The following is a 26,108-nucleotide window of genomic DNA, read 5'->3' as shown; positions in this document are numbered from 1 at the left end:
TTTTGGTTAAGCGACTTATTTCCCAACCAAAAATCGGTTAAGCCAGTTCGAGTTTGGTTTCACTTTGGTGCTGAACTCGTTCGCCATAAACGGGTCGTAGTGCGGCCAATACATGCTCACGGGTTACCACGCCAACAAACTCACCATCGTCCAGCACAGGCAGCAACTGCGGTTTACTGACTTTCATCGCTTTAGCTCGCTCTTCCAACGATAATGATGTCAGGCGAGTGGCGATGCCCATACTGCTTGTCGGGTATAACTGCTCTTTGTCGATGCACATGAATTCCACAACATCGACCAGGCGGTCATTTGCATTGACTGCAATCACATCTCGCGACATCAGGTCGACAACTTTCTGGTCTTTTTGTGGAATGTAATCCTGGCACCACAGATCAACCATGACATCGTGTGCTGAAAAGAAGCCGACTAATCGTCCTTGCACGTCACATACTGGCGCGCTGGTTAAATGCGTATCGAGCAGGCTATCAATCGCTTCTGGTACCGGCATGTCTGCGCTCAGCGTGATAGGGTGGATGTTCATGATGTCACGGACTGAAACTTCTGAGCTCATAATGGTTTCCTTTTCTGATGTGATAGTCGTGGTCGTGCTGATAGGTGTGATGGTCGCGGACTTTAATTGCGGTCGTCGATAAATACTCCAGTTGGCTAAGCCGACTAAAACCGCGCCCCCTACGATGTTTCCAAACGTCACCGGGATAAGATTGGCGGTAATAAAGTTCGCTACGGTTAGATCCTGAAACTGCATTGCTTCAAGGCCCAGTTGCGCCCAGAAACTTTCAGGTGCAAAGGCATGAATGGTAATGCCAAGTGGGATCATGAACATATTGGCGACACAGTGTTCAAAACCACTGGAGACAAACATTGCCACTGGCATAATGGTCATCGCCGCTTTTGTCATTGCGTTAGCCGAGCTGAAGGTCAGCCATATTGCCAGACACACCAACAGGTTACATAAGACGCCAAGAAAAAAGGCTTCCAGAGTGGTGTGGTGCAATTTGTGCTGGGCAATATTGAGCGCATTCAGACCCCATTGACCATGATCCATCTGATACAACCCGGCACCTGAGACGATAAACAGCAGCGCCATTGCACCGATGAAATTTCCCAGATAGACCTTCCCCCAGATAGACAGCATTTTGCGCAGGCTAATCTGCTTGTTGGCCCAGGAAATCGAGGAGAGGACGGAACTGGTAAACAATTCACCGCCACAAATGACAATCAGTATCAAGCCCATGCTGAATGCCAGCCCGCCAACCAGACGAGTTAGCCCCCAGCCAGCGTTCCCACTGCCTGTCGTCACCGTGATATAGAAAAGAAATGCCAGGCCGATAAAAGCACCGGCCATCACCGCTAAACTCAGCGTCATACCGCTGGTTTTTTTTGCCTTGCTGATCGCGAATTTTTCTGCTTCAGCCATCATCTCTGATGGAGAAAACAACTGGATGTTATTGGATTGGGTGGTCGACATACGCACTCCCTAATCTATTTTTCATTATTACCTCCTTTTCAAACAAGACATTATGTCCGTTTGCCAGAGCAGATTAGGATGGGAAGCGATAGAGGTAAAATTGATAATGTTTAAAAACCTTATCAAAATTATTGATATAGGTGATTTTCACCTTACAATGAAACCGTTTGCTCATGATCAGGCATGAGAACAAGGTCAAATCACCAACGGAAAAGGATGGACAGTGCGGTACTCATTAAAACAACTTGCAGTATTTGATGCCGTCGCAGATACAGGCAGCGTCAGCCAAGCCGCAGACAAGCTTGCACTGACACAATCGGCGACCAGTATGTCGCTTGCCCAACTGGAAAAAATGCTCGGACGGCCCCTGTTCGAACGTCAGGGCAAACAAATGGCGCTGACGCATTGGGGGATGTGGCTACGACCTAAAGCTAAACGATTATTACAAGACGCCCAGCAGATCGAAATGGGGTTCTACGAGCAGCACTTACTCAGTGGTGAAATTCGTCTGGGCGCCAGCCAGACACCAGCGGAACATCTGGTGCCTGACCTCATCAGTATTATTGATAATGACTTTCCTGAAATGCGCATTTCTCTCGGAGTGAAAAGCACCAATGGTGTGATTCAGGGGGTATTGGACTACAAATACGATCTCGGCGTGATAGAAGGGCGATGCGATGATAATCGCCTCCATCAAATGGTGTGGTGTCGCGACCATCTTACGGTTGTCGCATCTGCGCATCACCCGTTTGCCAAACGAGAAACGGTCAGTCTGGCACAGCTCGAGCAAGCCAAATGGGTGTTGCGTGAGCATGGTTCTGGTACGCGCAAAGTCTTTGACAGCTCAATCCATCATTTGATTGAAGATTTGGATGTCTGGCGTGAATACGAGCACGTACCGGTGCTGCGCTCTCTGGTTGCCAACGGCCCCTATCTGACCTGTTTGCCTTATCTGGATGTAGCCAAATTTATTCACAGTGGCCAACTGGTCGCGCTTAACGTTCCTGAGTTGGATATGGAACGAACCCTGTCGTTCATTTGGCGCTCGGACATGGCTGAAAACCCGTTAGCTGAATGCATCAAACGGGAAGGTTTAAGAATGATGAAAGGGCAGCCTACAGTGTTGTAAGTTGGGGGTAATAACCACCGCGTATCCATTCATCAAAAAAATTGATGGAAGCCATTTGCAATTCATGTCATGGATTCGAATACGATATTTATAACGATAAATGTTGAATAAACGTTTGCGTAGACATAATGATGAAAACCTATGTCCGAATTGAATTCTAATTGTGATCTTTGTCAGGAAAGTTGTTCGATTTGGTTTTAATATTCTCGCTTGATTCACTGATGTTGCACAGGCCTGATGGGGTCGTTGGCACACGCGAGGAATATATGAATACACTGGTTGCTATTTCGTTAACTACCGGAATTTTATCTGGTGTTTGGGGATGGATAGCTGTGTCATTGGGCTTACTTTCCTGGGCTGGGTTTCTGGGCTGCACTAGTTACTTTGCTACACCAAATAGTGGACTGAAAGGTTTGGGCGAAAGCCTGCTCACCAACATGACGGGGGTGTTTTGGGCAATCGTGATCATCAAATCGTCGCAGTATATCAGCCTGGAAATTCTGGGTTATGTGATTACCGCGATTGTGGCTTTCTTTATGTGTATTCAGGCTAAGCAAGCCTGGCTTGGGTATATCCCGGGCACGTTTATTGGTTCGTGTGCCACATTCGCAGCTGGCGGTGATTGGCAACTTGTGGTGCCGTCCCTGCTGCTAGGTGGCCTGTTTGGTTATCTAATGAAAGCCTCAGGATTGTGGTTACACCAGAAATCAACCCAACCTAAAGTGAGCTCAAAGGTAGTCGCTGAGACGCAATCTCAGTGAGGGCAGCTTGAGGTTAACCCCCGATTGATTTGTATCAGCACATTGCAATTATATTAGATACAGGCACTCCATGATGGAGTGCCTTTTTTTGCTCGGTGCTTGCCAACCTTAAGTGTTGCCGTTTGCCATGGTAATGACTCGTTTAAGCGTCCAGCGCAGTAAAAGTGGGATGCATTCCATGCCACGTTCTTCACAATGCGACACGATGGCCAGAGCCAGATCCGGTTTGGCGTGCTTCTTGAGCACCCGAGTGACCACTTTTTTGGCTGGGATCGGATGGTCGTGCGGGATCTTCACCATGTCTTTGAAGAAATTTTCAAATCCGTGGGCGTATAAATAGTGTTCGATGTCTTTGTCCGGCAGCTCAGTCAACCGGTGACGTTCCTGATCATGCCCCAGCATGTTTCTGACCGTATGCGCGTATTTTTTACCTGCCGGGTCACCGTCGGTCACCACGTGCCAGTCAATGCCAAAGGCTTTTGCGACCTTGATTAGAGATTTTAACCCGGATTGGGCAAATTCAATGATTTGTACTCCTTCTGCTGCCAGGTTGTAACCACATTGATTCGCCAGTTCGTTAAAAAGCCAGACTTCGGTTTCACCTTCAACCAGTAACCAGCATCGGGCGAACAGAGCGCCCGAGCGATGAAAGCGGATGTGGAATCCGATGCGGCGCAATTCGTCTTTGCCTAACCGTTGAGTGGGCAAATAAGTCGCGACGGTCCTGTCTGACTGACGAACCAGGCGCCGGATCGAATTCAAAGGCAACTGACGCAGTAAATCGGCACTGTTGGTGGTCAGAATTTTTTGCATGGGCAGAAGTTGCAGCAAACTCCAGGCGCGTGCCAGGTGAGTCGGGTGAAGCCGGCCTTCTGGGTCTTCAATAATCAATAGCGGCCGCGCGCAGCGACGCAAATCATTGGGCCCTTTGGCTTGCAGATAAGCATTCAGCAGCCCCATTAACAGCAGCCGGGTCTGCTTGTTGCGAGTTTCTTCAACAATTTTACTTAGATTGCTGTCGCTGGGCGAAGAAGTGAAGAACACACCGTCCCGTTGTTTTCTCGGGTTTTTACGACTTTGACTTTTGAAAGAGAAGTAGTGCTCAATCAATGAGTTCATCGATGCGAGACTGCTTTTCATTTCGCCTTTGTTCACGTGTCCGGGAATCGCCATTAGTCGTCGACACGTGTTATTGATGCGTTTTTCAACACGCGCGTTAACCGGGTCAGTGGAGCTGATTGGGCGATCAAAGCGGCGTGAGTCGCGCAAGCGAATCACCGGATGTAAGCTCATCAACTCTTTTGCCAGTTTGTCAGCATGGTGTAACGATTTGGGATTGCCTTTGGCATCTAGGAACGCGTAGGTGGTGGTAATGTCATACAAGTTTCTTGATGCACTGATCCGGTAGTAAATCCGGTGATTTCCGTCTTGATCTTCGACCCACAATGGTTTGATTCTTCGATATCGACCGGCTTTCAACTCATGCCTGTCGCTGGCGATCAGGCTGAGTACAATTTGCAGATGCTGGGTTTGAGGATGTGAAATCGAGTAATCGACATGAAAATCCATCATCTCAAATTGATAAAGTTCGCCATCCGCTGGCAGTGCGACGGACAGGGCGTCGAGCAAGGATGACTTGCCCCAGGTGTTTTCGCCAATCAATGTCGTCAACTCATCAAACGACAATGACAGGCGACGAATGCCACGGAATCCTGAAATTTCTACTCTATCTAACTGCATACTGACATTCCTTGCTGTTCCGGGGAGCTGCGAACGAAGGCGCTGAGACGGGTGAGATGCAAAAAAAGAAGGCACGCTCGATGTCAACGTTCATTTACAGCAAGTTAGTTGCTTACTATTAAGCATAATTGAAAAAATCAATATAAGCAGATATTTAGCTCACAGAACCTTGTGATGCACGTCGGTGTTATACAGTCAGTCGTCTGCTTAAATAAATTTCTTTGCATCCTCGTTTCATAAAAGTCACGATTCTGTCATGATCGGTGCGCTAGGATGGAATGGAATAAAAGAGAAAGAATATGACACAAAAAAGCAATAAACCGGTGAGATTGACACTGGCACACATTAATGACACCCATTCCTATTTTGAACCAACGTCACTGCAGTTAGACCTGACCATCCACGGTCAACGCATTCATCCATATGTCAGTGCAGGTGGTTTTGCCCGTATCGCCACACGCGTGGGTCAGCTTCGTGATGATGCTGTGCGGATGAAACGCGGTTTCCTTTTCCTGCATGCTGGGGACTGTTTCCAGGGGACACTGTATTTTTCGCTGTTTAAAGGTAAGGCGAATGCCGACATGCTCAATGCGTTAAATATTGACGCGATGACACTGGGAAATCATGAGCTGGATATGGGAAATGAACCAGTCGCGCATTTTGTTGAACGTATCCGTTTTCCTTTTCTAGCGGGCAACTGGGATCTGAGCAACGAAAGCCCGAGTAAGGCTGCCACAATAGGTTCTCATCCGCGCGTTCACAGTTATCAACCACACACAGCAACGGCCGATTGGATAACGAAAGATATTGACGGCGAAAAGGTCGCTATTTTTGGTTTGTCCCTCGACAAAATGGTGGGCATTTCTAACCCGGATTCAGATACACCTTTTGTTGATGCAACCGAAACGGCCAAAAGAACGGTTGCTGCGATCAACGCACAAGGCATCAATAAAATTATCCTTTTAAGCCATCTTGGCTACGACGCCGATTTGGCTCTGGCTGAGGTAGTGAACGGGATATCCTTGATCGTCGGTGGCCACAGTCACCGCCTTCAAGGCGATTTCAGTGACATTGGCCTTGAAAAAGACGATGAATACGGTGTTCGCATCAACGATACGTATGTTGTACAGGCCGGATATCATGCATTAAGCATCGGTCATTGCATGATTGATTTTGATGCAAGCGGGCGAGTTGCTGCATTTCACGGTCAGAACGAATTGTTGTTGGGACGTCGATTATTTTTGGACGCTAGCATGAGTGAAACCGGCGATGATGAAACGCATCATGCGGCGTGTGATTATCTTAATAACCATCCTAACGTCGTCGTGTGCAAGAAAGATAAAACCGTTCAGGGGATCCTGCTGGACAAATACATTCCACGCGTACGCAAACTGCAGCAACAAATCATTGCTACCGCGGATGACATGCTCCGGCATGTGCGGATTCCAGATGATAAAGGTCCGAGCCAGTTGGCTCCTCTGGTGGCAGAATCGTTCCACTTCGCCATGAACCAGCGGGGAATGAACGTACAGTTCGCGATTCATAATGCTGGAGGGGTGCGTAACTCGCTGAATGCCGGTGACGTCTCGGTTGCCGATATTGCCGGAAAGTTACTGCCGTTTGCCGTTCCGATCGGTGTATACGAAGTTCTAGGACGTGATGTTGCCGCTGCGCTGGAAGGAGCCATCAATAATGCGACTAACAATGGTGTGGAAGGAACTGGTTCGGGTTCGTACCCTTATACGTTTAATCTGAGTTACGAGTATGATGCCAACGCTGAAGCCGGAAAACGTATTTGCAATCTAAAGCTATACTCGCCGAACGTAGGTTGGCAAGCTATTGAATATGATAAGCTTTATCGCGGCACTTCATCGGCTTATACCATGAAGGGCAAGGAAGGCTATGAAGCATTACTGAACATGAAGGGCGATGGCCTGGTCACATGCGTGTCGATGGCGGATTGTTTTATTGAGCTGTTAAGTGTAGAGCCAACCAAGCTAAACAGAAAGGACAAAACTGAGGTGGTGATTAAATAACCTAGTCTGGCACGCTTGTTGCTCTGGTTAGATCGGCGTTTCATTTCATCAGGAACTGTCTGAATGACCGGAGGAAATATGTGGAGACGCGACTGGATTGACATAGCTCTGGTAGTAACATGGGTCGGTGTCTGGTCAGCCTTAGTTTATCTGGTACCAATGGGTGGTATCTGATTAACAACAATTCATCTTATCTTTGTCCTAATGAAAAAGGAGCAGGAAATCTTGCTCCTTTTTGATTTTTTCATAGACGTAAAGCCATCGGAGGATTAGAATTCGCCCTGTTTGGGGAGTAGTCGCCTCTGGTTTACTTATCGTCATCTCGTTAGGCCTCTGTCTATCCGGTAAGTATAAACTTCGTCTCTTTGAGTACGTGGTTTCGACGAGACCAACGCAATCAAGGTTGATCGTGTTTGATCAGCCATTGTTGTTTGCGGACGGTTTCTGAACTCGGTTGATTACACCAACAGGATCCTTCCGCTCAAAGGAGGACTCATGACCCCAATGACCTATCTGGGCTTCGGCCTATTGACTCTCTTCCTCGTATCGCTTGACGTCTGGCAGACGCGTGGTGGAAAAATCACCATTCGCAGAGCGGTTGTCTGGAGTGTGTTCTGGTTTCTTCTGGCGTTCCTGTTTGCCGCTAGCATTTATTTGTTCTGGGATCTCTATGCGCCGGGCAGCAATTATTCAGCTGAAAAAGCCACGGTATCCTTCATTACTGGCTATCTGCTAGAGAAGTCACTCAGCGTCGACAACTTGTTTGTATTTGCGATTATTTTCCATCAATACTCTGTACCTGAATCTCTGTGTCCGCGTGCGTTGTTATGGGGTGTAGTTGGTGCACTTTGCCTGAGAGCGCTCATGATTGCCGTAGGTGCTCAGTTACTGGCTGACTATCACTGGCTTCTTTATGTGTTTGCCGCCTTCCTGATTTGGACAGGTATTCAACTGGCGATAGATAAAGGTGAGGAAGAACTCAGCCCAATGCCAGAAAAACTGATACGAAAGTTTGCCCATGTATCCAGTGACTTTCGTGGTAATGCGCTATGGACTAAAGAGCAGGGGACGTGGATGGTAACACCGATGATGATCGTCGTCGTTGTAATAGCCTTTATGGATGTGATGTTTGCACTGGATTCCATTCCGGCGATTTTTGCAGTCACCCGCGAACCGTTCCTGGTTTTGGCGGCAAACGTATTTGCATTGTTGGGGTTGCGTTCACTGTATTTTGTATTGCAGGGGATGATGGATAAGTTTATTTATCTCAAACCGGCGTTGGCGTTCATTATGATGTTTATTGGTGTAAAGATGCTTTTGGTCGGGACTCAGTGGGAGATTCCAACCGTTCTGTCTCTGACCGTACTCTTAGTGACCATGGTGATTGCTGTGATCGCATCGGTGATCCAAGACAAACGGAATCAGGCTGAGGCAACGGCCAAACAGCAGAGGTAGATTACCTGTATTGATGGTAATTTATTAAGAGTTAACAAATTTTCTTGTAACCGTTTTGTTAACTCTTATTGGCACAAATTGTCAGGGTGAGAATTTATTAAGCGATTTCGGTTATTTTGTCATACTTATTCATGTTTTAAGGATAATAAAAAATCGCTCTGTTAATACATTGTTTCATTAGAAAAACTAATCTTGTTTTTGAAATTTTGTCATTTTTTAACCAATGAAACATCGCCTAGAATTCATCCCATCAAAACAAGTTAACTATTTGAACCGAGAGGCAATTATGGCTCAAGCAATGCAAATAAGCACAATCGCTGCAAGCACCTCTATGGACAAAAAAACCTACGCGGTTAACTTCAAAGGACTGATTGCACATCTACTGGATATTCTGTTTGTAGACAATACACCACGTACTTATCACGCATGTGATTTGTCTGGTCACCTGCAAAGAGATATCGGCCTGTCTCGTTAGTATCACAGACAGACTCAATAGATAGCTCGAAAACCAGCTCACGAATGAGCTGGTTTTTTTATTTGAAAGCGAAGCCAAAACCCCTGACGGTCTTAATCTGTTTTGGAGACGACAGGAAAGGGAACGGACAGCAAAAAAGCTATTTATTTTGGCTTGGGTGACGTTTTCGCTTGGAGCCGCAGAATGGATTTACGCCGGTGAAAATAGAGGGATGCATTTTCAGCATGATTTTGTCGCTTTGGGGCGACAACAACAAAACGGCAGGATGAAGTAGCCGTTTATGTTAAAAAAGGAATAACAAGGCGCAGTGATTGTTGTCTGACTGACTCATCCAGGTGAAATTCGTCCGGTTCGGAGGGGGGTAAGCGAAGCGTGCTGGAATGAAAGGCGCCGAAGCGCCTTTTAAACATTATTTCTTACGGCAGTATTCTGCAATGACATACATTGCCTGACCGTTCACCTTGCCCTGAATATGGGTTGGATCCGTGTCAGAAACGTTGATGTTGCGAACAACCGTGCCTTGTTTAATCACCTGGCTTGAGCCTTTGATTGGCAGGTCTTTGATGATAGTAACATCGTCGCCTTTTTTCAGTTCAGCGCCATTGACATCACGCGGTTTTTCCTGGTTTTCATCCAGACCTTGCTCCGCCCATTTAGCAACTTCTTCGTCCATGTACATCATGTCAACCAAGTCTTGCGCCCAGCCTTCACCAGCAGCGCTTAGACGCTTAAGCTGACGCCATGCCATAACTTGTACCGGAGCTTCCTGGCTCCACATACTGTCGTTCAGACAGCGCCAGTGGTTTACGTCTACCGTTTCTGGGTTTTCGATTTGACCTTTACAGGTATCGCACAGTATCACTGCATGATCGACAGTAATCTGAGAGTGTGGAGCGACAACAAATGGCGCAAGAGGAGATTCTGCACCACACAGTTCGCATTTTGAGCCACAGCGTTCTAATAGAGTTGTTTCAGTAGACATAGTTACCCACCTAATAAAAATTGTGAGGCGGTATTATCCACTTTACGCACAGAAAATAAAGGGGTATTGGGACGATTACGACGCGATTGTTACGTAAAATACACAAATACGTTCAGTATTTATGCCTAATAACCCTCTGTTTTATAATGAAATGCTTGTCCTTTTGTTGCGTTGTCACTTTTTGTGGTTGGCTTTACCAGACAGGGACCGACAGGCATAATAAGTGGGTTAAACATGACCAGAGTGATGACATTGGAACTATTTTCAACAGAATTTTTGGGTAAGTCTCTGCGTCTGGAAGGCTCAATGGCCGGATGGCAGCAACTTTTTTGGGATAACAATCTTGTTTCTCAATTGAATGCGGATGCTGAGCGCGGACACCAGAGTTTTCATCAATTTAACCTGATTGCCGGGGAGCACGAGTTGGTGTGTGCTGTCGATGTCAGTTTGAATTGGCAACCCTTCAATATTGAGTATTCTGCGACGGTTAATGGAGAGACAGTATGCCAGGGCGCGAGAAACGAAAAAGACATTGAACGTCAGACTCCGCACACACCGCCACCCAGCGAAAAACGCTTTAGTCTGATTGGTCTGATTTCTCTGGGAATGAAAGCTCTGAAAAGCGCGAAATTGATTAAAGTCGTTCTCGCTTCCGCGAGCTTAGCGGCATATTCCTGGTTATTTTCCTTTCAGTTTGCTTTAGCGTTAATCGTGTGTCTGGTATTCCATGAATACGGACATATTCGTGCCATGAAATACTTTGGTATGCAAACCAAAGGCATCTATCTCGTCCCTTTTCTGGGTGGGCTGGCGTTATCAGATGAGAAAATTAACACACGCTGGCAAGATGTGGTGATTTCCATTATGGGGCCTTTGTTCGGCCTGATATTGTCTCTGTTGCTGATGGTTGCCTACTGGGTTACCGGCAACCTGTTTTTCGCTGGGCTTGCCACGTTTAACGCTTTTTTAAACCTGTTTAATTTACTGCCGATTTTGCCACTTGATGGCGGTCATGTATTAAAAAGTATCAGTTTTTCAATGAATAGCGTGGCCGGGATTGTGATCTGTGCGCTTGCCGCAGTGGGAGGTGTAATACTGAGCTATTCGCTGGGGCTGACGCTATTTGGCTTTTTGCTGATCATGGGCAGCATCGAAATCTTTTTGGAGTGGCGGGGGAGACACCATAGTCACCTATTACCTCTGGATCGTTACGGCCAAATAGTCTCCACCGTGTGGTACATCGGGCTGGTTGCCGCATTGGTTGGCATTATTTGGTATTTCGCTTCGACGGGCGATGCTTTGTTGTCTCTGCCAATGCAGATACTTGGCACGTAAACAAAAAGAGGGAGCGGACAGCTCCCTTTTTTGACTAGCCGCAGTTAGGATGCGACACATTATACGCGGGTAACTTTTTGATTGTATCCTGTAAGTCTTTAATTCGTGTACTGTGGGAAGGGTGTGTTGAAAGCAGCTCCGGAGGCTGCTTACCACCCGAGGCTTTATCCATGTTCTTCCATAATTCAATACTTTGGTTTGGATTGAAGCCCGCTTTGGCCATGAGATCCAACCCCATTACATCGGCTTCCGACTCTTGAGTCCGCCCATAAGGGAGGATCACACCGTACTGAACACCAACTCCGAGTGCCGCCATCGTTAATCCTTTGTACTGAGCGTAATTGGAAGCGCCGAGAGCAACGCTGGTGATCTGCAACCCGGTGTTAGCGAGTTGGCTTTGTGACAGCCTTTCGTTGCTATGCTCAGCCAAAACGTGGGCGATTTCATGGCCAATAACGGTGGCGAGTTGGTCTTCATTTTTAGCCACGCCCAGTAGCCCGGTGTATACGCCGATTTTCCCCCCTGGGAGGGCAAATGCATTGACCTGTTCACTGTCAAACACGACCACTTCCCAGTTTTGGAATCCGGCTTGTGGTGGAACTTGAGACGTTACCGCTTTCGCAACACACTGGACATACGCATTGGTCTTCGCATCTTTACTGATCTTTTGATCCTGTTTCATTTGTTCGAATGATTGAGAGCCTAACGAACTCATATCTTGATCAGAAAACAGCAATATTTGGTTTCGTCCAGTTGGAGAGGCACTGCACGCAGTCAAGCCTACTGCTCCCGCCAACACCGCTAGCTTTGTCCATGTTTTCATGGCAGTCTCCATATGCAATTCACTTTTGGACAATCATAACATCTTGTTAGAATAGACAGAAATACCATAAGACGGACAAAACGAATGAGTATCTGGAAACGTCCTATCAGTCTGGAACGTCTGAACGCTACAAACAAAAATACGATGATGGAGCATCTTCAGATCGTCTACACCGACATCGGTGAAGAAAGCATCTCTGCGACGATGCCTGTGTGTCATTTCACTCATCAACCTCTGGGAATGCTGCATGGCGGCGCATCGGTTGTACTGGCTGAAACGCTGGGCTCTGTTGCTGCAAATTTCTGTGTGGATGACGACAATTACTGTGTTGGGTTGGATATTAATGCTAACCACATTCGTTCGATGCGATCTGGTTACGTCACTGGAACTGCGAAACCTATCCACATCGGTGTGTCGACTCAGGTTTGGCAAATTGAGATCACTGATGAGCGTAGTCGCTTGGTGTGTACCAGTCGTCTGACTATTGCTGTCAAAAAGACTCGCAACACGAAACAGCAACTTAAGGTGTAACTATGATCATTGAGTTTTCATCTGGCAAAGTTATTGTGACTGTCCATGAAGTGGTTATCCGCCTGGCTGGCGATCACCGAACGACATTGCATGCACAAACCGATGCGATTCAATTGATTGGACGCGGTGCGAACGTTATTTCTGCGGTCGGGAGTGAAACCAAGTGGTCGATTAAGCTTGATAACGAACAACAACTGCGCGATATCGCCACTGAGATCGGGTGTGATATTGAGTAATTTCCGGCACTTATTGCATAACCGGACTAAAATAAGGAAACTAGAGTAAATTATAACTAACGTGAGTTTTCCTCTTTATGGGAAGTCCAAGATTAAGAGTCCAGTTTGAGACTTTATTTGAGCACTATGACGGAAAAGATTGTGGTGTTCAGTTGGAAGAAATTACCGATATTCTGTTTTGTACCCGTCGTAACGCCCGTATCGTACTGAACAAAATGGAGGAAGAAGGGTGGATTGAGTGGCATCCTTCTCCAGGACGGGGAAAACTCTCGCAACTGATTTTTAAGCGTAGTCGGACGGATGTCAGTGAAAACCTGGCGCGGCGTTACCTGGAAGAAGGAAAAATCGGTCAGGCCTTGAGGGTGTTGGATGACGACCCAGCCAAATTGGCCCAGGTTGTTGAAAGCTATCTTGGTGTTCAGCATCAAGAAGGCTTACAAGTGGTTAGGCTACCTTACTACCGACCACTGTCGATGCTGAACCCGTACAAACAAATGCGCCGTTCAGAGCAACACATTGCCCGTCAGATATTCAGTGGGTTGACTCGCCTAGACGAAAGCGAACAGTTACAACCCGACTTAGCACATAGCTGGGAGCAAATCAGCGCCATTCATTGGCGTTTTTATATCCGGCCCGGGGTGCGATTCCATAACGGCCATCTGCTGTCTGTCGATGTCATAAAAAGTAATTTCGAAACATTAAAAACCACGCGCTTGTTTGATCATATTGATACCGTTGACTCACCGTCTGAGTGGGTTGTCGATATCCATCTGAGCAAGCCAGATCATGCTTTACCACTTATGTTGGCAGAAGCGTGCGCCAAAATATTACTTCCTGAATCTGAACGAGCAGAAAACTTTGATCAGTTTCCGATTGGCACAGGGCCGTATAAAGTTATTCAAAATGACGAAAAGCGTCTGATTTTACAGGCATTTGATAGCTACTTCGGTTTTCGTCCATTGCTCGACCGTGTGGAAGTTTGGGTGATTGATGAAGTGCATTCGTCCATGATTTTCCCAAGTTTAAGCAGCCCGATTAAACCGGAAGGGAATGCGTTCAGTGACGAGGTCGACCTCGATCCTGGTTGTACTTATCTGTTGTTGAACCGGAAAAATGGTGCCGCCGCGGACGATAGCTGGGCATCGTACTTATGTAATAAACTCAATACGCTTAACCTGTTCAGGCAGCTTCCGCAAGACAAGATCGTGGAGCTGGGGGTACTTCCTGCTCACGGGTTAAAACCGGGCTGGTATCACCAAACACTGGCTGACGACAATGTTTTGCCGCCAGGGGTGAAGAAAATCACCATTGCTTATCACGGACAACACCCGATGTTTCCTACATTGGTTAAATTGATCGAGAGCACTCTGCGAAGAGATCGTCTCGAGGTGGAGTTGATCAAATATGATCTGACGGTTGCAGATACGCGAGATGTAGATATCTGGATTAAACCGATGGGGATCGCAAATCACAGAGACGACGCGTTAGCTGGTTGGCTGCTCGACTACAGTGATATAGAAGCTCTAAGTAAACCGGAGGATTTTGAATATTGGTCGACGCTGGTGGATGAATGGCGTGCGAAGGCACACACGCTCTTTCCTGCTAAGGCGCTGGCGAAGTCACTGGTCGAGCAGATGCAAATTGTTCCTATGTTTCATTGCTGGCTTGGAGTCAGCAAAGATCAGTGTGGCTCTCTGCAAAATGCAAAATGTAACGCACTTGGTTGGTTTGATTTCAGCCAGGTATGGGTAAAACCGGAACTATTGGGAGGGCAGTTGGATGGCAAAGCCAAACAAGAAACAACCAACGAAAACGGTTAATATCTTTTGCAGTCAATGCAAAACCCAACTTTATAAATACCGGAAAGGGGGAAAGGGCGCGCTGGTAAAGTGCTTTATTGAGCGAATTGTTTATGACTATACAAAAATGCCTTGTATCTGCCCGGGATGCGGACTGGAATTTGCTCGGCAAACTCTGATCCGTGGGACGCCTGCCTTTAAAATGGTGGGCGGGAAAGTCACCATGAAATAGTTAATTTTTGTAGCGTTTTGTGCGACTTCTGCCAGAGGATAAATGTTGAAAATAGGAACCTCATAGTGCTTTTTGATCTACGTCGATAAAAATCGTAAAAATCTCGTTAACAGGTATCTTATTTTTGTAAAGGTGTTAGACTAACCTTGTTTCTAGTTAGAAGCCCTTAATATTACTGTCCATACTGAGGTGTTGCTCATGGAGCTAGGTCTAATCATCGCTTTCATCATTGCTTCTGCTGTGATGGTTAAAAAAGAGATGGCGAGCTCAAAATAATTGATTTCATTCATCATTTTATCTTTTCCTTTCGAATGAAAACAATAAAAAGCCAGCATTGCGCTGGCTTTTTTGTTTCTGCTATCAGAATTGATAGTCTACCGAGATACCCCAATTGCGTCCCGGCTGCGACTTAATGTCTTTGCTGAAGGTTGAGTGGCTATCTGTGCCTGATACATCATTGTACAGCCAGTATTTCTTATCTAAAGCATTAAACAAGCCAGCGCGCAGTGTCAGATCTTTCATCGGTTTGTAATAGCCGGTCATATCCACAGTGGTGTAACCCGCGACATCCAGGTTATCTTCAGATTGCCAGTCATCTTTGCTGGCGACCATTTTTACGTTCGCTATCGCGCCATAATTATCTCGCTCTAATCCAAGCCCTACAACACCAGTGAGTGGGGCTACGCTATTGATTGAGTTGCCGGTTTTTTTGTCTTCACCATCTGCATAGGTTATGGACAGCCGTGTATACATTCCTTGTGGCGCGTTAAATGCACTGTCTAAATGCACAGTGGTGCTAAATTCCGCACCGTAAATGCGCACTTCGTCTAGGTTCTTCTTCGTGATGACGTCTTTTCCGCCTTCTTCACCGGTTTTTTCTTCCGTAATGAAATCACGGTAATCATTATAGAAAGCGGTAATTTCGAAGTTGGCAGACGGGTTTTGTCCACGGAAACCCATTTCATAGGCCAGGCTTTTTTCTGCTTTCAGGTCTGGGTTGGCTTCGATGATCGCACCTTGATTGTAAAAGTAGTAAAGATCGTAAACAGTCGGTGCTTTAAAGCCCTGACTGATCTGGCCAAATACCGAAAGCTGATCATTCAAGTGGTAGACCGATCCTAGACGACCGGTAAAGGCATCGTCTTTATTCGCCTTGTACGAGGTTGTGTAACCATCGTCTGTTGAAGGATCTGCCTTAAAGTTGTCATAACGCAGGCCTGCGGTCAGGATAAGCTTGTCTTGTAGGAAATACGCCTGATCCTGAACAAACAAACCCCATTGCGTGACATTGGCATCGGGAATGCCTGTGCTGCCGGGAGATACGGTACCGGCATCGAGTTTGTGATCCGTATTATCAAGCTCAAACTGATTGTAAAGGTAATTCATGCCGTAGGTGAACTCGTGTGCATTCCCCAGAATATCAACCAGTTTGGACAGCTGAGTGTCAAACTGGACGGTTTTGTCTGAGGCTTCTCGTTCGCGCATACGGCGACCGTTAAAAGGGGTTGTGTCGTAGTTTTTATTCAGTGAACTCGAATCCTGATAGTTAACAGACCAGTTTAGCAAGTCAGCAAGCAGTGTGTTCATCATCATCTGATGCTCGAAGCCAACACGCAGTCGTTCATTGGTATCTTTATTGTAGTTATCCGTATACGTGAACCCAGGCATGATGCTATAGCCGTTATAGTTCAGTTCATCTTCATCATAGCGTTTGTTGTAATACTCAACCGTCAGGCCGACACGGTTGTCATCATTCACTTGGTAAAATGCTTTAGCGAGGAGGTTACCAAGCTTACTGTCAGCCGGATTTGCGGCGCCTCTGTCTGGTCCTTCAATGTCTGCTCCAGAGCTGTGTGTTTCAGTTTCGTGGCCTTGAGCGTATGTTGCCATCAACAACGTTTCTAACTTGTCCTGACGCATCGCCCAGGTAAGTGTGGTTTTGTATTCTTCATTGGCGGACATGTAACCGGATTTGATCCCAAATCGATGCTCATTTCCGTCGGTGATTAAGACATCATCAGGTTTTTTGGTTCTCAACAGAACCGCACCTCCCATGGCATCAGAACCGTATAGAGTTGAAGAGGGGCCTTTATTGATCTCTATATTCTGTAGTGTGTCCACTTCGATAGCATTGGGATACTTGCGTTGTTCACTGGCACCAGGGTTGTACGGTACAGGTTGCTGTACGCCATCAACCATAGTTTTTACACGACTGCCTTCAACACCACGAATATTAAAACCAGCAATGCCAAATCGGCCCGAACCTTCCACTTCGACACCAGGCGTGTATTGCAACGCCTGTTTGAGGTCAGTGGCTAGGGTGTCGTCGATTTGAGCAGATGAAACGGTTTCAATGGAAGAGGAGACATCCTTTTTGTTTTGTTCTGTTCGGGTTGCCGAAACCACAACTTCATCAAACAGTGAGTAGTCTTCCGCGAAGGCTGAAGGAGAAAGTGCGATCAGAATTGACGCAGACAACAATGATTTTTTATACATTTATAATTACCTTAAATCCAATTCAGGTAGAAACAACGGGCGTCATTCTATTAGATCTAAATGATAATTACTATCGTTTGCATTTGCGTAGGGCTAAATTTGTTCTTTAAGTTTGAACTGACATTCTGTAATCTGCTTTTATTACATTGACTTAGAAAATGAATGTCATAAGTTATAAGTATAAAACCAAGTCATATGTGTGATTAGAGTCACATAAAATAATCGATCACTCAATAAGGAAGCCGAACTTGCAAAGTCCAATTACGCTTGAAGCACTGCATATACTTGACGCTATCGACAGGCGAGGAAGTTTTGCTGCGGCAGCAACAGAGCTTAATCGAGCCCCATCATCTTTGAGCTATCAGATTCAAAAGCTTGAACAAGATCTGGATATTATGATCTTTGATCGTTCGGGACATCGGGCGAGCTTTACTGACGCCGGTAAGCTTATCCTTGAGCGGGGCCGGGCTATTCTGACTGCAACCGAAAAGCTGGTGCATGATGCCAGTGTGCTGGCAAATGGTTGGGAACTCGACATCACCGTCGCATTTGATGGCATCATTCCGATTCACAACTTTTTCCCTATGGTTGATGCGTTAGGCAATGTGAGCAAAACACGAGTGCGTTTACAGGAGGAAATCCTGGCGGGCTGCTGGGAATCTCTGGCTGAGGGCCGCGCTGACCTGCTGGTTTGCCCAAGAATCGATTCTTTGCCCCATGATGTGAAAGCCGAAACTATCGGTGAAATGAGTATGATTTGGGTGGCAGCAAGCGATCATTATGTGCATAAGCGTTCGGGGCCGTTTGACGATACAGCACGTGAAAAATATCGTGTGATCGCCATCGCGGATACCGCCAGAGAACAACCCGCCATGAGTGTGAACATTTTGCAGCGCCAGCCACGTCTGACCGTTACCAGTTTTAGTGCCAAAATAGAAGCCCTGACCGGTGGTCTGGGGATCGGAACCTTGCCGTCTCATGTGGCTCAGCCCTTGATTGAACAAGGAAAGTTAAAGCAAATCGCGGATACGGATGAAACCGGTATAGAAATTATTCTGGCATGGCGACGCAATAAAATTGGTGAAGCAAAGTCTTGGTGTATCCAGTATCTGAAAAAAAATTGGAAACTGGCCTGAATTCTGCGGCGTCTTTGCCTGACACATTACCACCCACCCCAGCGTCAAAACGACAGTGGGGTGGTGACTTTCCTAAATTTTCTATTCAGCATTTAACGGCAAGACCATATCGGCGGTACCATCCTCAAAGTGCACGTCCAGCGCAAATCCCATCTTCTGCGCCAACATCAACATGCCTCGGTTCGATGGCATGGTCATCCCCGACATTTGTTTGGTACCTTTTTTCTGACAGTAATCAATGATCTTGCGCATCAGTATCTTACCGAGACCTTTACCTTTTAGATCGGAACGAATCAATATCGCGAATTCAGCATCGGTATTCTCAGGATTAATCAGTGCTCTGGAGACGCCGAGAATCGAAGGGTGCCCTTCGATATCATGCTCGACAGCGACAAAGGCCATTTCCCGGTCATAATCGATTTGAGTCAAATTCGCTAATGCTTCGTGATTAAATTCGCCCACATCGGAAAAAAAGCGCTTATATAAATCCTCTTTCGACACCCGATGAATAAACGCTGCATGATCCGGTTCATCTTCCGGAAGGATCGGACGAATTAATATTGTGTCGCCGTCTCGCAATGTCACGTGTTCTTCAAATTCAACGGGATAGGGGCGTATAGCGAGTTTTGTTTGCGCATCACCTTGATAGCGTTGCAGAACAAGATCGGCGTCCAGAATGATGAAATCATTTCCATTAGCCAGAACTGGATGTATATCCAGCTCATGAACTTCCGGGCAATCTACTACCATTTGCGAAATTCTGACCAAAAACTCTGATAGACCAGTGATATTCATTGGTTCAGGCAGCTTTTGCAGTCGGATTTTGCCACGTTTAATTGCGCGCACAATAAGATAGCGAGCCAGCGTCATATTTAATGGGGGGAGTGCCGCCTCTGCATCAAGTGCCTCATCCCACTCGGATCCACCTTGGCCAAGCAAGATCACGGGGCCAAATGTTTCGTCGGTTTTCACTTTGATTCGAATCTCTTCCCCTCCTGCTAGTTTTGCCATGCCTTGCACTAACAAGCCGTGAATATTGGCTGATGGGTAGGAAAGTTGCGTTCTATCTAGTATCGCTTGGGCGGCGCTGGCCACTTCCTGACTGTTACGAAGGTTCAGCATGACGCCCTGAACGTCAGATTTATGAGCAATATCTGGCGAGCGCAGTTTCACGGCTACTGGGTATCCGATTTGTTCGGCGATGTGCACCGCTTCGCTGGTATCCGAGGCTAACCAGGTGGGGAGCACGTTAAAATCGAAACACGCTAAAAACTTACCAATCTGATGAGTGTCCATGGATACTGTGCTTTTATCCAGTAATCTTTCTTCTATCCACTTTTTGGCGGTATTCAATTCTGCAACATGAACAGGTTCGGCAGTTGTTGGCGTTTCCATCAGTTGCTTCTGGTTACGCCGATACTCGACTAAGTGCATGAAAGCGGTCACCGCGCTTTCTGGAGTCCGATAGGTTGGTATCCCGGCTTGAGTGAAAATTTGCCTGGCCGGCTTTGCGGTCAACTCTCCTGACCAGTTAGTGAGAATATTGAAACGTTTATGCCGTGGGTGTGATTTGATCGCATCGACGACTGCCAGTGCGGTGTGCTCGGAATGAGCAATAGCCGAGGGGCTGTGCATAATAAGCAGGGCATCCGCACAATCGCTGTCTAAAACCGCATTGATGGTTTTCACATAACGCTGTTGGCCTGCATCACCAACCATGTCGATCGGATTTCGATGTGACCAACTTTGTGGCAGCACATGACTGAGCTGGTCATAAAGAGGAGGATCCAAATCGGCCAGCTTGCCGCCACGTTCCAGCAAAGTGTCGACGGCCATGATCGCCGGACCGCCACCGTTAGTGATAATCGCTAACCGCTCACCACGTAGAGGGACGGCATGAGTTAAGGTCTCAACAGCGGCAAACAATTCGTGCGTATTCTTTACCCGCAGCATCCCGGTTCGGCGGATTGCTGCATCATAAATGATGTCCATGGTGTCGGCGCCGCCAGTATGAGCCTGAGCTGCCTCTCGACCCGCTTTCGTCCGACCGCCTTTTAAAACCAGGATACGACGGTTACGTGAAGCGGCACGCGCTGCAGACATAAATCGGCGAGCATCCTGAATGGTATCCACATACAGAAGGATAGCGTCAGTGTGACTGTCTGTGCTGAGGCAATCTAAAAGATCTGAAAAGTCGATATCTGCTGCATTGCCAAGGGAAATAAAAGCCGAGAATCCAATATCTTTATCATTCGCCCAATCGAGTATGGTGGTACACACCGCTGCTGATTGAGAGATAAACGCGATATTGCCTTTACTGGCTGTCACCGGAGAAAACGACGCGTTGAAGTTCAACCAGGGGAGAATCAATCCAAGACTGTTGGGGCCAAGAACCCTTATCCCAGCTTGTTTGGCAACGCGTAAACACTGCTCTTGTATAGAAAGACCGCTTGCATCAATCACGTGCATGTCGGACGACAATACCACAGCCGATTTCACACCTTTGTCTGCCAACTGACGAAAGATGTCGAGATTCCGCGATGCATGCGTACATAAAACGGCAATGTCCGGCACCATAGGAAGTTGATTCACACTCTTGTAGGCAAGCACACCACACACAGAAGGGTACTTAGGAGTAACAGGCATGATTGCGCCTTCAAAACCACCCTGGAGTAAGTTTTTCATCACAATGTTTCCTGCCCGTTCACTGTTAATGGACGCGCCTATTACAGCAACTGAGCGGGGTTTGAGCAACGCAGCGAGTGTGTTCATAATTCACCAGTAATGGCCCATTTATGACCATAGATTAACCAAAGCCAAGGCAGCAAGCTGCGCCTTTTAATATCACTGTGATCGAATGCGCATCTTTTGCGTGTCACTTTGTGTTCAAAGTCACAGGTATGCTTAGATATTTTGATGATTCGGGTTGATTCTACGCAGCTCTAACGGCATGATTTACATTAGTTTCTATTATAGGCGTTCGAGATTTCATGAAAAAATTAGCAATTGTTAGCTTGTCTTTGGGTTTGGCCGCTTGTGCCTCAGATACGTATATTACTGACGTCACCTCAGAGAGCTACCGAGAGGACTACACTACCGCTAAAGTTGAGCAGCCAGTAGTGACAAAGGACGGTACGGTTAATGGGATCACTGAAAACAACGTCGTAAAAGCCAAACCCGCACCGCAAAAACCGATGACGAAGCCACAACCAGTCGCAAAAAGTAGTACGACTGTCGCTTTGAAACCGCCATCCGCTAAGCAAAAAGCCATGAGTTCTCGTTATGGTTACACCATTCAAGTAGCCGCTGTCGGTTCACAGAATAAAGTGGATTCGTTCGCTCGCCAACTACCAGCTAATGGCCAACCTATCTGGGAAAACTATAAAGTGGTAAACGGAACAAAGTGGTATACCGTTTTGTTTGGTGATTACGCGACTCATGCAGAAGCGCAAGCTGCGATTGCCAACCTGCCAGCCAACTTCCGGAACCTGAAGCCATTTGTGAAAAGCATCGATAAAATCAAAAACTCTGAGTTTCCAACGTTGAATAAGCTAAACTAACTGAAAGTTGACAGGAAAGGGGCGAAAGCCCCTTTTTTATGTTTAACAATTAGGCGAACAGGCTGAAACATTAAACCAAATACAGTACGACCGGTGTAAGTTGTGACTGAATTGATTATTATGGTTCCCACTTAATCGGTTGTATCACGGAAAGATTTTAAATGGCTAATACGACTATTCTTTTATTATGTGGCGGTGGCTCATCCGAGCACGAAGTGTCACTCGTTTCTGCAGACTTCGTACAAGCTCAGTTGAGTATGACTCCTGGCTTTGATGTCATTCGAATCGAAATGAAGCACGACGGTTGGTACTGTGCCGATGGCGAGCTGGCTTACCTGGATACCAATACAGGTACAATCAACACGGACTCCTTCTCCAAGCAGGTCGAGTTTGTTGTTCCTTGCATTCACGGTTTTCCAGGGGAAACCGGTGATATCCAGTCGATGCTCGAGCTGGCCGGCATTCCTTATTTGGGTTGTGGCCCGGAAGCCAGCACCAACAGCTTCAACAAAATCACCTCGAAGCTCTGGTACGACGCCTTAGGGATTCCCAATACCCCGTATTTGTTCCTGACCGACAATAATGAACAGGCTTATGCTCGAAGCTCAGAAGCGTTTGATACTTGGGGACAGGTGTTTGTTAAAGCAGCGAGACAAGGTTCATCCGTCGGTTGTTACAAGGTCACAAATAAAACGGATCTTCAAACTGCCATCAATGATGCATTTGGATACTCCGATCAGGTTCTGGTTGAAAAAGCAGTCAAGCCAAGAGAACTGGAAGTGGCAGCTTATCAAATTGACGGCGAACTCTTTGTCACGAAACCAGGAGAAATCATCGCTCCTGAGGACGTGTTTTACACCTATGAAGAGAAGTACAGTACAGACAGCCATTCAGTCACTGAAGTTGAAGCGAAAGATCTGACGGATGAGCAGCAACGTATCATCCGGGAAAGTGCGCTAAAAGTGTTTACACATATGAAGTTGCGCCATTTATCTCGCATCGATTTCTTTTTAACCCCAGACGGTGATATCTACTTGAATGAGGTAAATACATTCCCGGGAATGACGCCAATTTCAATGTTTCCTAAAATGCTGCAGCACAATGGCCATCAGTTCCATGAGTTTTTGGCCAGTTGCGTTTATGAATCCGTTAAACGTTGATTCACTCGAGTGGTTTAAACGATAAGTAAGCCATCTTCTCAGCCTCTGCAGCCGCTTTGTTACCAGTATACTGATAAGGCATTGCAGGGCTGAGCCATCGACCAAATTCTTGAATCTCTCTGACTTTCAATCCTCTCTTAGCCAACTCTTTTGCCGCGCCTACCCGCATCGACTGACCTGAAAATTGAATCGAAACGCCAATAATGTTACTTACCGAACGCACAACACGGTAAAGGGATGAGTCGTCCATCAGGCTCAATGATATATTGCCATGTCGATCGATGGCTCGGAATGCTGGTCCGGTGGAATAGGGAAGTGCGGTAAACCATTTAGTCATGCTGTCCCTAGCGGGAGCACTTAAACGATACGTTTTGTCTCCGATAGAGAGTGTCATGCCCATTTCGGTATCGGAAAATTGCTCCAGATTAAGATTCCTGACTTCATTGCGTTTCAATGCACATTCGAACATCACATAACAGAGCGCGAGGTTACGTAGATCCCGAATAGACTTTGAGCGTGATAAAGCATTGTCCAACGCCCCCATATGTTTGGCGTTAAAAGCGGCAGCCTGAGTCGCATCACCATGTTTGGTTAAACGCAGACCTGACAATGCCGATTTCACCACCGAGCTTGACGTCGGATCTTTCTGAACCAATATGCGATGAATAACACTTATGGTGACGGTGTAACGTTTAAGGGTGGCGTATTTTCTTATTCTGGCTTCTTTTTCCAGAAACAAACGAACAGCTGTTGTCGAGCTGGGCAGTGATTTGACTCGTTTTGAACGACAAAACTCACTAAAGAGGTTCCAATCTTTGGTCATCGCCATCAGCGAGTTTCGCGCATATTGATGATAGGTAAGCTCATCCAAATCTTGAAGCGTGATCCCACTATTAAATTTTATTAACCAACAGGTTAATTCTTCGGAATCTGTGATCTCGGGTAGATTTTTTTTCATTCTGACGCAATATAACTATGAGTCTTGGAACTAAATATACTTGATAACCATAGATTTACAATTATTATTTAATAGAACAACTGGACAGATAAGATTCTATATGGCTGTAGCTAATTATAGAGGTTTTAACCTCAAATCAGCCGGTGGCACAATGGATATTTGGCAAGTCCAAATTAAGAACCATGTGTTATCTGGTAACCTTGCTGCTGTAAAAAAGAGTATCGATTGGTTTTGTGATACAGCGACCATTATCGATCCTAAAGAGTTCAGCTCCGTGGGACGAAAAAAAACCGAAAGCGGGAAGCCTTCATCAGAAGATTTCCATGGTTTTGTGCTTAAAAACGATACAGGAGAACCAAATACTTGGTATTGCATGTTCAATGGTAGGTTGATCAAGGGTTCAAAGATTGCTATTCAAAAGCATATCGAGGCATACTTAGTGGCTAAGCAAAAAGCCCAGATGCAACAGAAGAAGTAATCTTATGACTCTTGTATATTCCACTGAAGTCGGCCGAATTAAGCCAGAAGAGCAAAAAGCAGAGCGACCTAAAGGCGATGGTATCGTACGGATCCAGCGTCAAACAAAAGGTAGAAAAGGAAAAGGCGTTTGTATCGTTTCAGGTTTGGATATGGATGATGCTCCACTTAAATTGCTCGCCGCTGAACTGAAGAAAGTGTGTGGTTGTGGTGGTTCAGTGAAAGACGGCACGATTGAAATCCAGGGCGACGCCCGTGATAAAATTAAAGCGGTACTCGAGAAGAAAGGCTTTACGGTTAAGTTGGCCGGAGGTTAACCCTCAAAGCCATGAAAAAGAGCGCGTGATGCGCTCTTTTTATTATGAATTATTCAGCGGTGATCACCGCCATGACCAGCTTGCCATCTACACGAACCGGACCATCTTCTTTAGCCCCCAATGTGTACTCAAATACTCCAGTTTTCATACCACCTTGCTCGCCGTGCAGCATCAGCATCAACATATCACCAGGTTCTACAGGCTCGGTCAGTATCGCTGAAACGTCTTTATTTTCACCCATTTTGAGCGGGGCATAACCCACGACTGGGCCAGGCTTCATAGCGCTGTCAGTACGATGAACCACAAGCCAGCCGTTTGCATCAGCATGAATCATGTCAGCGGTAACGGTTCCGCCAGACACATCCTGATTTGTACCCTTAACATCCTGTGCTGCGCTGACCGTTGCCGACGCGCCGAGTAGCAGGGCGAGGAATCCTAACTTTTTAAGAGAGTTCTTAAAATGAATATTCATAATCTTTCCTTGTATATAGGTTTGAATAACCGTACTGCTGAACGACTGGTTAGCCGTTATAAAGCTTACGACACACAAGGTGAAAAGTTCATCCGATATTAAACTATTTTCTTATTCGCGTAATAAACAGTTGAGAATCGCAGATTAACAAACTGTTTATTAGCTATTTTATGGTAAATACAGTTATGTTTAATCTGAGCCACCTTAAAGTTAGTAAGGGGAGCAAAACGAATCAGAATCCAAGCTAACTCATAGTTAATTTAACATAAGATAGATAATACGCATTTAAGCTGTGTGTGCAATTTAGTAATATCCTTTTAAAATGTCCTCTTCTGCTTAATGAGCATGTTGATCTTTGAGGGCCTCACCGGTGCTAATTCTCATGAGTGGCCGAGACATTAATCGTTTTTAAGTTCAGGACATTTAAATGGGATTCGGATTCCCTAACTTAAGTTACCTTAAAATTTTAGTGACTTTAGAATCCAGTACTTTAAAACCAACGGTCGTAT

At 46.3% G+C, this 26,108-nt stretch carries 23 protein-coding genes; 15 read left to right on the top strand and 8 right to left on the bottom strand.

The genetic code is table 11. The annotated features are described in order from the left end of the window. Positions 1 to 37: 37 nt before the first annotated feature. Positions 38 to 1,489 (bottom strand): formate transporter FocA, encoded by a 1,452-nt coding sequence (gene focA, locus VPR01S_RS10470; RefSeq protein WP_021705301.1) that lies wholly within the window; start codon positions 1,487 to 1,489, stop codon positions 38 to 40. A 223-nt stretch (positions 1,490 to 1,712) separates the two neighbouring features. Here focA and VPR01S_RS10465 point away from each other — a divergent pair, with 223 nt between their 5' ends. Then, complete coding sequence (locus VPR01S_RS10465) at positions 1,713 to 2,618, top strand: LysR substrate-binding domain-containing protein (protein ID WP_021705300.1); 906 nt, start codon at positions 1,713 to 1,715, stop codon at positions 2,616 to 2,618. A 266-nt stretch (positions 2,619 to 2,884) separates the two neighbouring features. Continuing rightward, on the top strand, positions 2,885 to 3,379 hold the full coding sequence (locus tag VPR01S_RS10460; RefSeq protein ID WP_021705299.1) for a DUF1097 domain-containing protein: 495 nt from the start codon (positions 2,885 to 2,887) through the stop codon (positions 3,377 to 3,379). Positions 3,380 to 3,487: 108 nt separating this feature from the next. Here VPR01S_RS10460 and VPR01S_RS10455 read toward each other — a convergent pair whose 3' ends face one another. Then, positions 3,488 to 5,119: an ATP-dependent endonuclease gene (locus VPR01S_RS10455; protein ID WP_021705298.1), complete on the bottom strand. Its 1,632-nt coding sequence runs from the start codon at positions 5,117 to 5,119 to the stop codon at positions 3,488 to 3,490. Positions 5,120 to 5,418: 299 nt separating this feature from the next. Here VPR01S_RS10455 and VPR01S_RS10450 point away from each other — a divergent pair, with 299 nt between their 5' ends. The 3 genes from VPR01S_RS10450 (at position 5,419) to VPR01S_RS22785 (ending at position 9,085) form a co-directional block, all read left to right on the top strand. Next, positions 5,419 to 7,155, top strand: coding sequence for a bifunctional metallophosphatase/5'-nucleotidase (locus VPR01S_RS10450; protein ID WP_021705297.1), 1,737 nt, complete (start codon positions 5,419 to 5,421; stop codon positions 7,153 to 7,155). A gap of 495 nt (positions 7,156 to 7,650) precedes the next feature. Further along, a complete protein-coding gene (locus tag VPR01S_RS10445) occupies positions 7,651 to 8,610 on the top strand; it encodes a TerC/Alx family metal homeostasis membrane protein (protein ID WP_021705296.1) in 960 nt (319 codons plus the stop codon). Between the two features lie 286 nt (positions 8,611 to 8,896). Beyond that, positions 8,897 to 9,085 carry a hypothetical protein gene (locus VPR01S_RS22785; protein ID WP_021705295.1) on the top strand — a complete coding sequence of 63 codons (189 nt, stop codon included), beginning with the start codon at positions 8,897 to 8,899 and terminating at the stop codon, positions 9,083 to 9,085. Positions 9,086 to 9,494: 409 nt separating this feature from the next. On the opposite strand, the gene VPR01S_RS10435 is transcribed toward VPR01S_RS22785, so the two are convergent. Then, a complete protein-coding gene (locus tag VPR01S_RS10435; RefSeq protein ID WP_021705294.1) occupies positions 9,495 to 10,067 on the bottom strand; it encodes a PhnA domain-containing protein in 573 nt (190 codons plus the stop codon). Between the two features lie 252 nt (positions 10,068 to 10,319). On the opposite strand from VPR01S_RS10435, the gene VPR01S_RS10430 reads away from it, so the two are divergent. Beyond that, positions 10,320 to 11,402: a site-2 protease family protein gene (locus VPR01S_RS10430; protein WP_040902582.1), complete on the top strand. Its 1,083-nt coding sequence runs from the start codon at positions 10,320 to 10,322 to the stop codon at positions 11,400 to 11,402. A gap of 34 nt (positions 11,403 to 11,436) precedes the next feature. On the opposite strand, the gene VPR01S_RS10425 is transcribed toward VPR01S_RS10430, so the two are convergent. Beyond that, positions 11,437 to 12,225 (bottom strand): M48 family metallopeptidase, encoded by a 789-nt coding sequence (locus tag VPR01S_RS10425; protein ID WP_021705292.1) that lies wholly within the window; start codon positions 12,223 to 12,225, stop codon positions 11,437 to 11,439. A gap of 84 nt (positions 12,226 to 12,309) precedes the next feature. Between VPR01S_RS10425 and VPR01S_RS10420 the strand changes: the two genes are divergently transcribed. The 4 genes from VPR01S_RS10420 (at position 12,310) to VPR01S_RS22250 (ending at position 15,023) form a co-directional block, all read left to right on the top strand. Then, complete coding sequence (locus VPR01S_RS10420; RefSeq protein WP_021705291.1) at positions 12,310 to 12,756, top strand: hotdog fold thioesterase; 447 nt, start codon at positions 12,310 to 12,312, stop codon at positions 12,754 to 12,756. Between the two features lie 2 nt (positions 12,757 to 12,758). After that, positions 12,759 to 12,992: a DUF3389 domain-containing protein gene (locus tag VPR01S_RS10415; protein ID WP_021705290.1), complete on the top strand. Its 234-nt coding sequence runs from the start codon at positions 12,759 to 12,761 to the stop codon at positions 12,990 to 12,992. Between the two features lie 77 nt (positions 12,993 to 13,069). Continuing rightward, positions 13,070 to 14,812 carry an SgrR family transcriptional regulator gene (locus tag VPR01S_RS10410; protein WP_021705289.1) on the top strand — a complete coding sequence of 581 codons (1,743 nt, stop codon included), beginning with the start codon at positions 13,070 to 13,072 and terminating at the stop codon, positions 14,810 to 14,812. Beyond that, positions 14,772 to 15,023: a hypothetical protein gene (locus tag VPR01S_RS22250; protein ID WP_021705288.1), complete on the top strand. Its 252-nt coding sequence runs from the start codon at positions 14,772 to 14,774 to the stop codon at positions 15,021 to 15,023. Before VPR01S_RS10410 ends, VPR01S_RS22250 begins: the two co-directional genes overlap by 41 nt. A 360-nt stretch (positions 15,024 to 15,383) precedes the next feature. Here the strand turns inward: VPR01S_RS22250 and VPR01S_RS10405 are convergent, their stop codons facing one another. Then, positions 15,384 to 17,519: a TonB-dependent hemoglobin/transferrin/lactoferrin family receptor gene (locus tag VPR01S_RS10405; RefSeq protein ID WP_021705286.1), complete on the bottom strand. Its 2,136-nt coding sequence runs from the start codon at positions 17,517 to 17,519 to the stop codon at positions 15,384 to 15,386. A 248-nt stretch (positions 17,520 to 17,767) separates the two neighbouring features. Here VPR01S_RS10405 and VPR01S_RS10400 point away from each other — a divergent pair, with 248 nt between their 5' ends. After that, entirely contained in the window at positions 17,768 to 18,655 is an 888-nt protein-coding gene (locus tag VPR01S_RS10400; protein ID WP_021705285.1) for a LysR family transcriptional regulator, read from the top strand. Between the two features lie 81 nt (positions 18,656 to 18,736). Here VPR01S_RS10400 and VPR01S_RS10395 read toward each other — a convergent pair whose 3' ends face one another. Continuing rightward, the gene (locus tag VPR01S_RS10395) at positions 18,737 to 21,427 is read right to left on the bottom strand and encodes a bifunctional acetate--CoA ligase family protein/GNAT family N-acetyltransferase (RefSeq protein WP_021705284.1); all 2,691 of its coding nucleotides are present in this window, start codon (positions 21,425 to 21,427) and stop codon (positions 18,737 to 18,739) included. A 218-nt stretch (positions 21,428 to 21,645) separates the two neighbouring features. On the opposite strand from VPR01S_RS10395, the gene VPR01S_RS10390 reads away from it, so the two are divergent. Continuing rightward, positions 21,646 to 22,215, top strand: a complete 570-nt coding sequence (locus VPR01S_RS10390; protein WP_021705283.1) for an SPOR domain-containing protein — start codon at positions 21,646 to 21,648, stop codon at positions 22,213 to 22,215. A gap of 161 nt (positions 22,216 to 22,376) precedes the next feature. Further along, on the top strand, positions 22,377 to 23,375 hold the full coding sequence (locus VPR01S_RS10385) for a D-alanine--D-alanine ligase (RefSeq protein ID WP_021705282.1): 999 nt from the start codon (positions 22,377 to 22,379) through the stop codon (positions 23,373 to 23,375). Position 23,376: 1 nt separating this feature from the next. Here the strand turns inward: VPR01S_RS10385 and VPR01S_RS10380 are convergent, their stop codons facing one another. Further along, on the bottom strand, positions 23,377 to 24,333 hold the full coding sequence (locus VPR01S_RS10380) for a site-specific integrase (protein ID WP_021705281.1): 957 nt from the start codon (positions 24,331 to 24,333) through the stop codon (positions 23,377 to 23,379). A 100-nt stretch (positions 24,334 to 24,433) separates the two neighbouring features. Between VPR01S_RS10380 and VPR01S_RS10375 the strand changes: the two genes are divergently transcribed. Together VPR01S_RS10375 and yciH are read left to right on the top strand one after the other, a co-directional pair. Then, positions 24,434 to 24,811: a DUF3319 domain-containing protein gene (locus VPR01S_RS10375; RefSeq protein ID WP_021705280.1), complete on the top strand. Its 378-nt coding sequence runs from the start codon at positions 24,434 to 24,436 to the stop codon at positions 24,809 to 24,811. A gap of 4 nt (positions 24,812 to 24,815) precedes the next feature. Beyond that, the gene (gene yciH / locus VPR01S_RS10370; protein ID WP_021705279.1) at positions 24,816 to 25,127 is read left to right on the top strand and encodes a stress response translation initiation inhibitor YciH; all 312 of its coding nucleotides are present in this window, start codon (positions 24,816 to 24,818) and stop codon (positions 25,125 to 25,127) included. Between the two features lie 49 nt (positions 25,128 to 25,176). On the opposite strand, the gene VPR01S_RS10365 is transcribed toward yciH, so the two are convergent. Then, the gene (locus VPR01S_RS10365) at positions 25,177 to 25,599 is read right to left on the bottom strand and encodes a DUF7282 domain-containing protein (RefSeq protein ID WP_021705278.1); all 423 of its coding nucleotides are present in this window, start codon (positions 25,597 to 25,599) and stop codon (positions 25,177 to 25,179) included. Positions 25,600 to 26,108 lie beyond the last annotated feature (509 nt).

It is taken from the genome of Vibrio proteolyticus NBRC 13287 (genome assembly GCF_000467125.1).
GTDB lineage: Bacteria > Pseudomonadota > Gammaproteobacteria > Enterobacterales > Vibrionaceae > Vibrio > Vibrio proteolyticus.
The sequence above is the reverse complement of the archived record's forward strand: the minus strand, read 5'-3'. Positions and strand labels throughout refer to the sequence as shown.

Bases quoted from the DNA above. Each gene is read 5' to 3' on its own strand.
- VPR01S_RS10380 (WP_021705281.1), bottom strand. From the start codon at position 24,333: ATGAAAAAAAATCTACCCGAGATCACAGATTCCGAAGAATTAACCTGT.
- VPR01S_RS10455 (WP_021705298.1), bottom strand. From the start codon at position 5,119: ATGCAGTTAGATAGAGTAGAAATTTCAGGATTCCGTGGCATTCGTCGC.
- VPR01S_RS10445 (WP_021705296.1), top strand. From the start codon at position 7,651: ATGACCCCAATGACCTATCTGGGCTTCGGCCTATTGACTCTCTTCCTC.
- VPR01S_RS10460 (WP_021705299.1), top strand. From the start codon at position 2,885: ATGAATACACTGGTTGCTATTTCGTTAACTACCGGAATTTTATCTGGT.
- VPR01S_RS10435 (WP_021705294.1), bottom strand. From the start codon at position 10,067: ATGTCTACTGAAACAACTCTATTAGAACGCTGTGGCTCAAAATGCGAA.
- VPR01S_RS10395 (WP_021705284.1), bottom strand. From the start codon at position 21,427: ATGAACACACTCGCTGCGTTGCTCAAACCCCGCTCAGTTGCTGTAATA.
- VPR01S_RS10375 (WP_021705280.1), top strand. From the start codon at position 24,434: ATGGCTGTAGCTAATTATAGAGGTTTTAACCTCAAATCAGCCGGTGGC.
- focA (WP_021705301.1), bottom strand. From the start codon at position 1,489: ATGTCGACCACCCAATCCAATAACATCCAGTTGTTTTCTCCATCAGAG.
- VPR01S_RS10385 (WP_021705282.1), top strand. From the start codon at position 22,377: ATGGCTAATACGACTATTCTTTTATTATGTGGCGGTGGCTCATCCGAG.
- VPR01S_RS10450 (WP_021705297.1), top strand. From the start codon at position 5,419: ATGACACAAAAAAGCAATAAACCGGTGAGATTGACACTGGCACACATT.
- yciH (WP_021705279.1), top strand. From the start codon at position 24,816: ATGACTCTTGTATATTCCACTGAAGTCGGCCGAATTAAGCCAGAAGAG.
- VPR01S_RS10415 (WP_021705290.1), top strand. From the start codon at position 12,759: ATGATCATTGAGTTTTCATCTGGCAAAGTTATTGTGACTGTCCATGAA.
- VPR01S_RS10365 (WP_021705278.1), bottom strand. From the start codon at position 25,599: ATGAATATTCATTTTAAGAACTCTCTTAAAAAGTTAGGATTCCTCGCC.
- VPR01S_RS10420 (WP_021705291.1), top strand. From the start codon at position 12,310: ATGAGTATCTGGAAACGTCCTATCAGTCTGGAACGTCTGAACGCTACA.
- VPR01S_RS22785 (WP_021705295.1), top strand. From the start codon at position 8,897: ATGGCTCAAGCAATGCAAATAAGCACAATCGCTGCAAGCACCTCTATG.
- VPR01S_RS22250 (WP_021705288.1), top strand. From the start codon at position 14,772: ATGGCAAAGCCAAACAAGAAACAACCAACGAAAACGGTTAATATCTTT.
- VPR01S_RS10390 (WP_021705283.1), top strand. From the start codon at position 21,646: ATGAAAAAATTAGCAATTGTTAGCTTGTCTTTGGGTTTGGCCGCTTGT.
- VPR01S_RS10405 (WP_021705286.1), bottom strand. From the start codon at position 17,519: ATGTATAAAAAATCATTGTTGTCTGCGTCAATTCTGATCGCACTTTCT.
- VPR01S_RS10425 (WP_021705292.1), bottom strand. From the start codon at position 12,225: ATGAAAACATGGACAAAGCTAGCGGTGTTGGCGGGAGCAGTAGGCTTG.
- VPR01S_RS10410 (WP_021705289.1), top strand. From the start codon at position 13,070: ATGGGAAGTCCAAGATTAAGAGTCCAGTTTGAGACTTTATTTGAGCAC.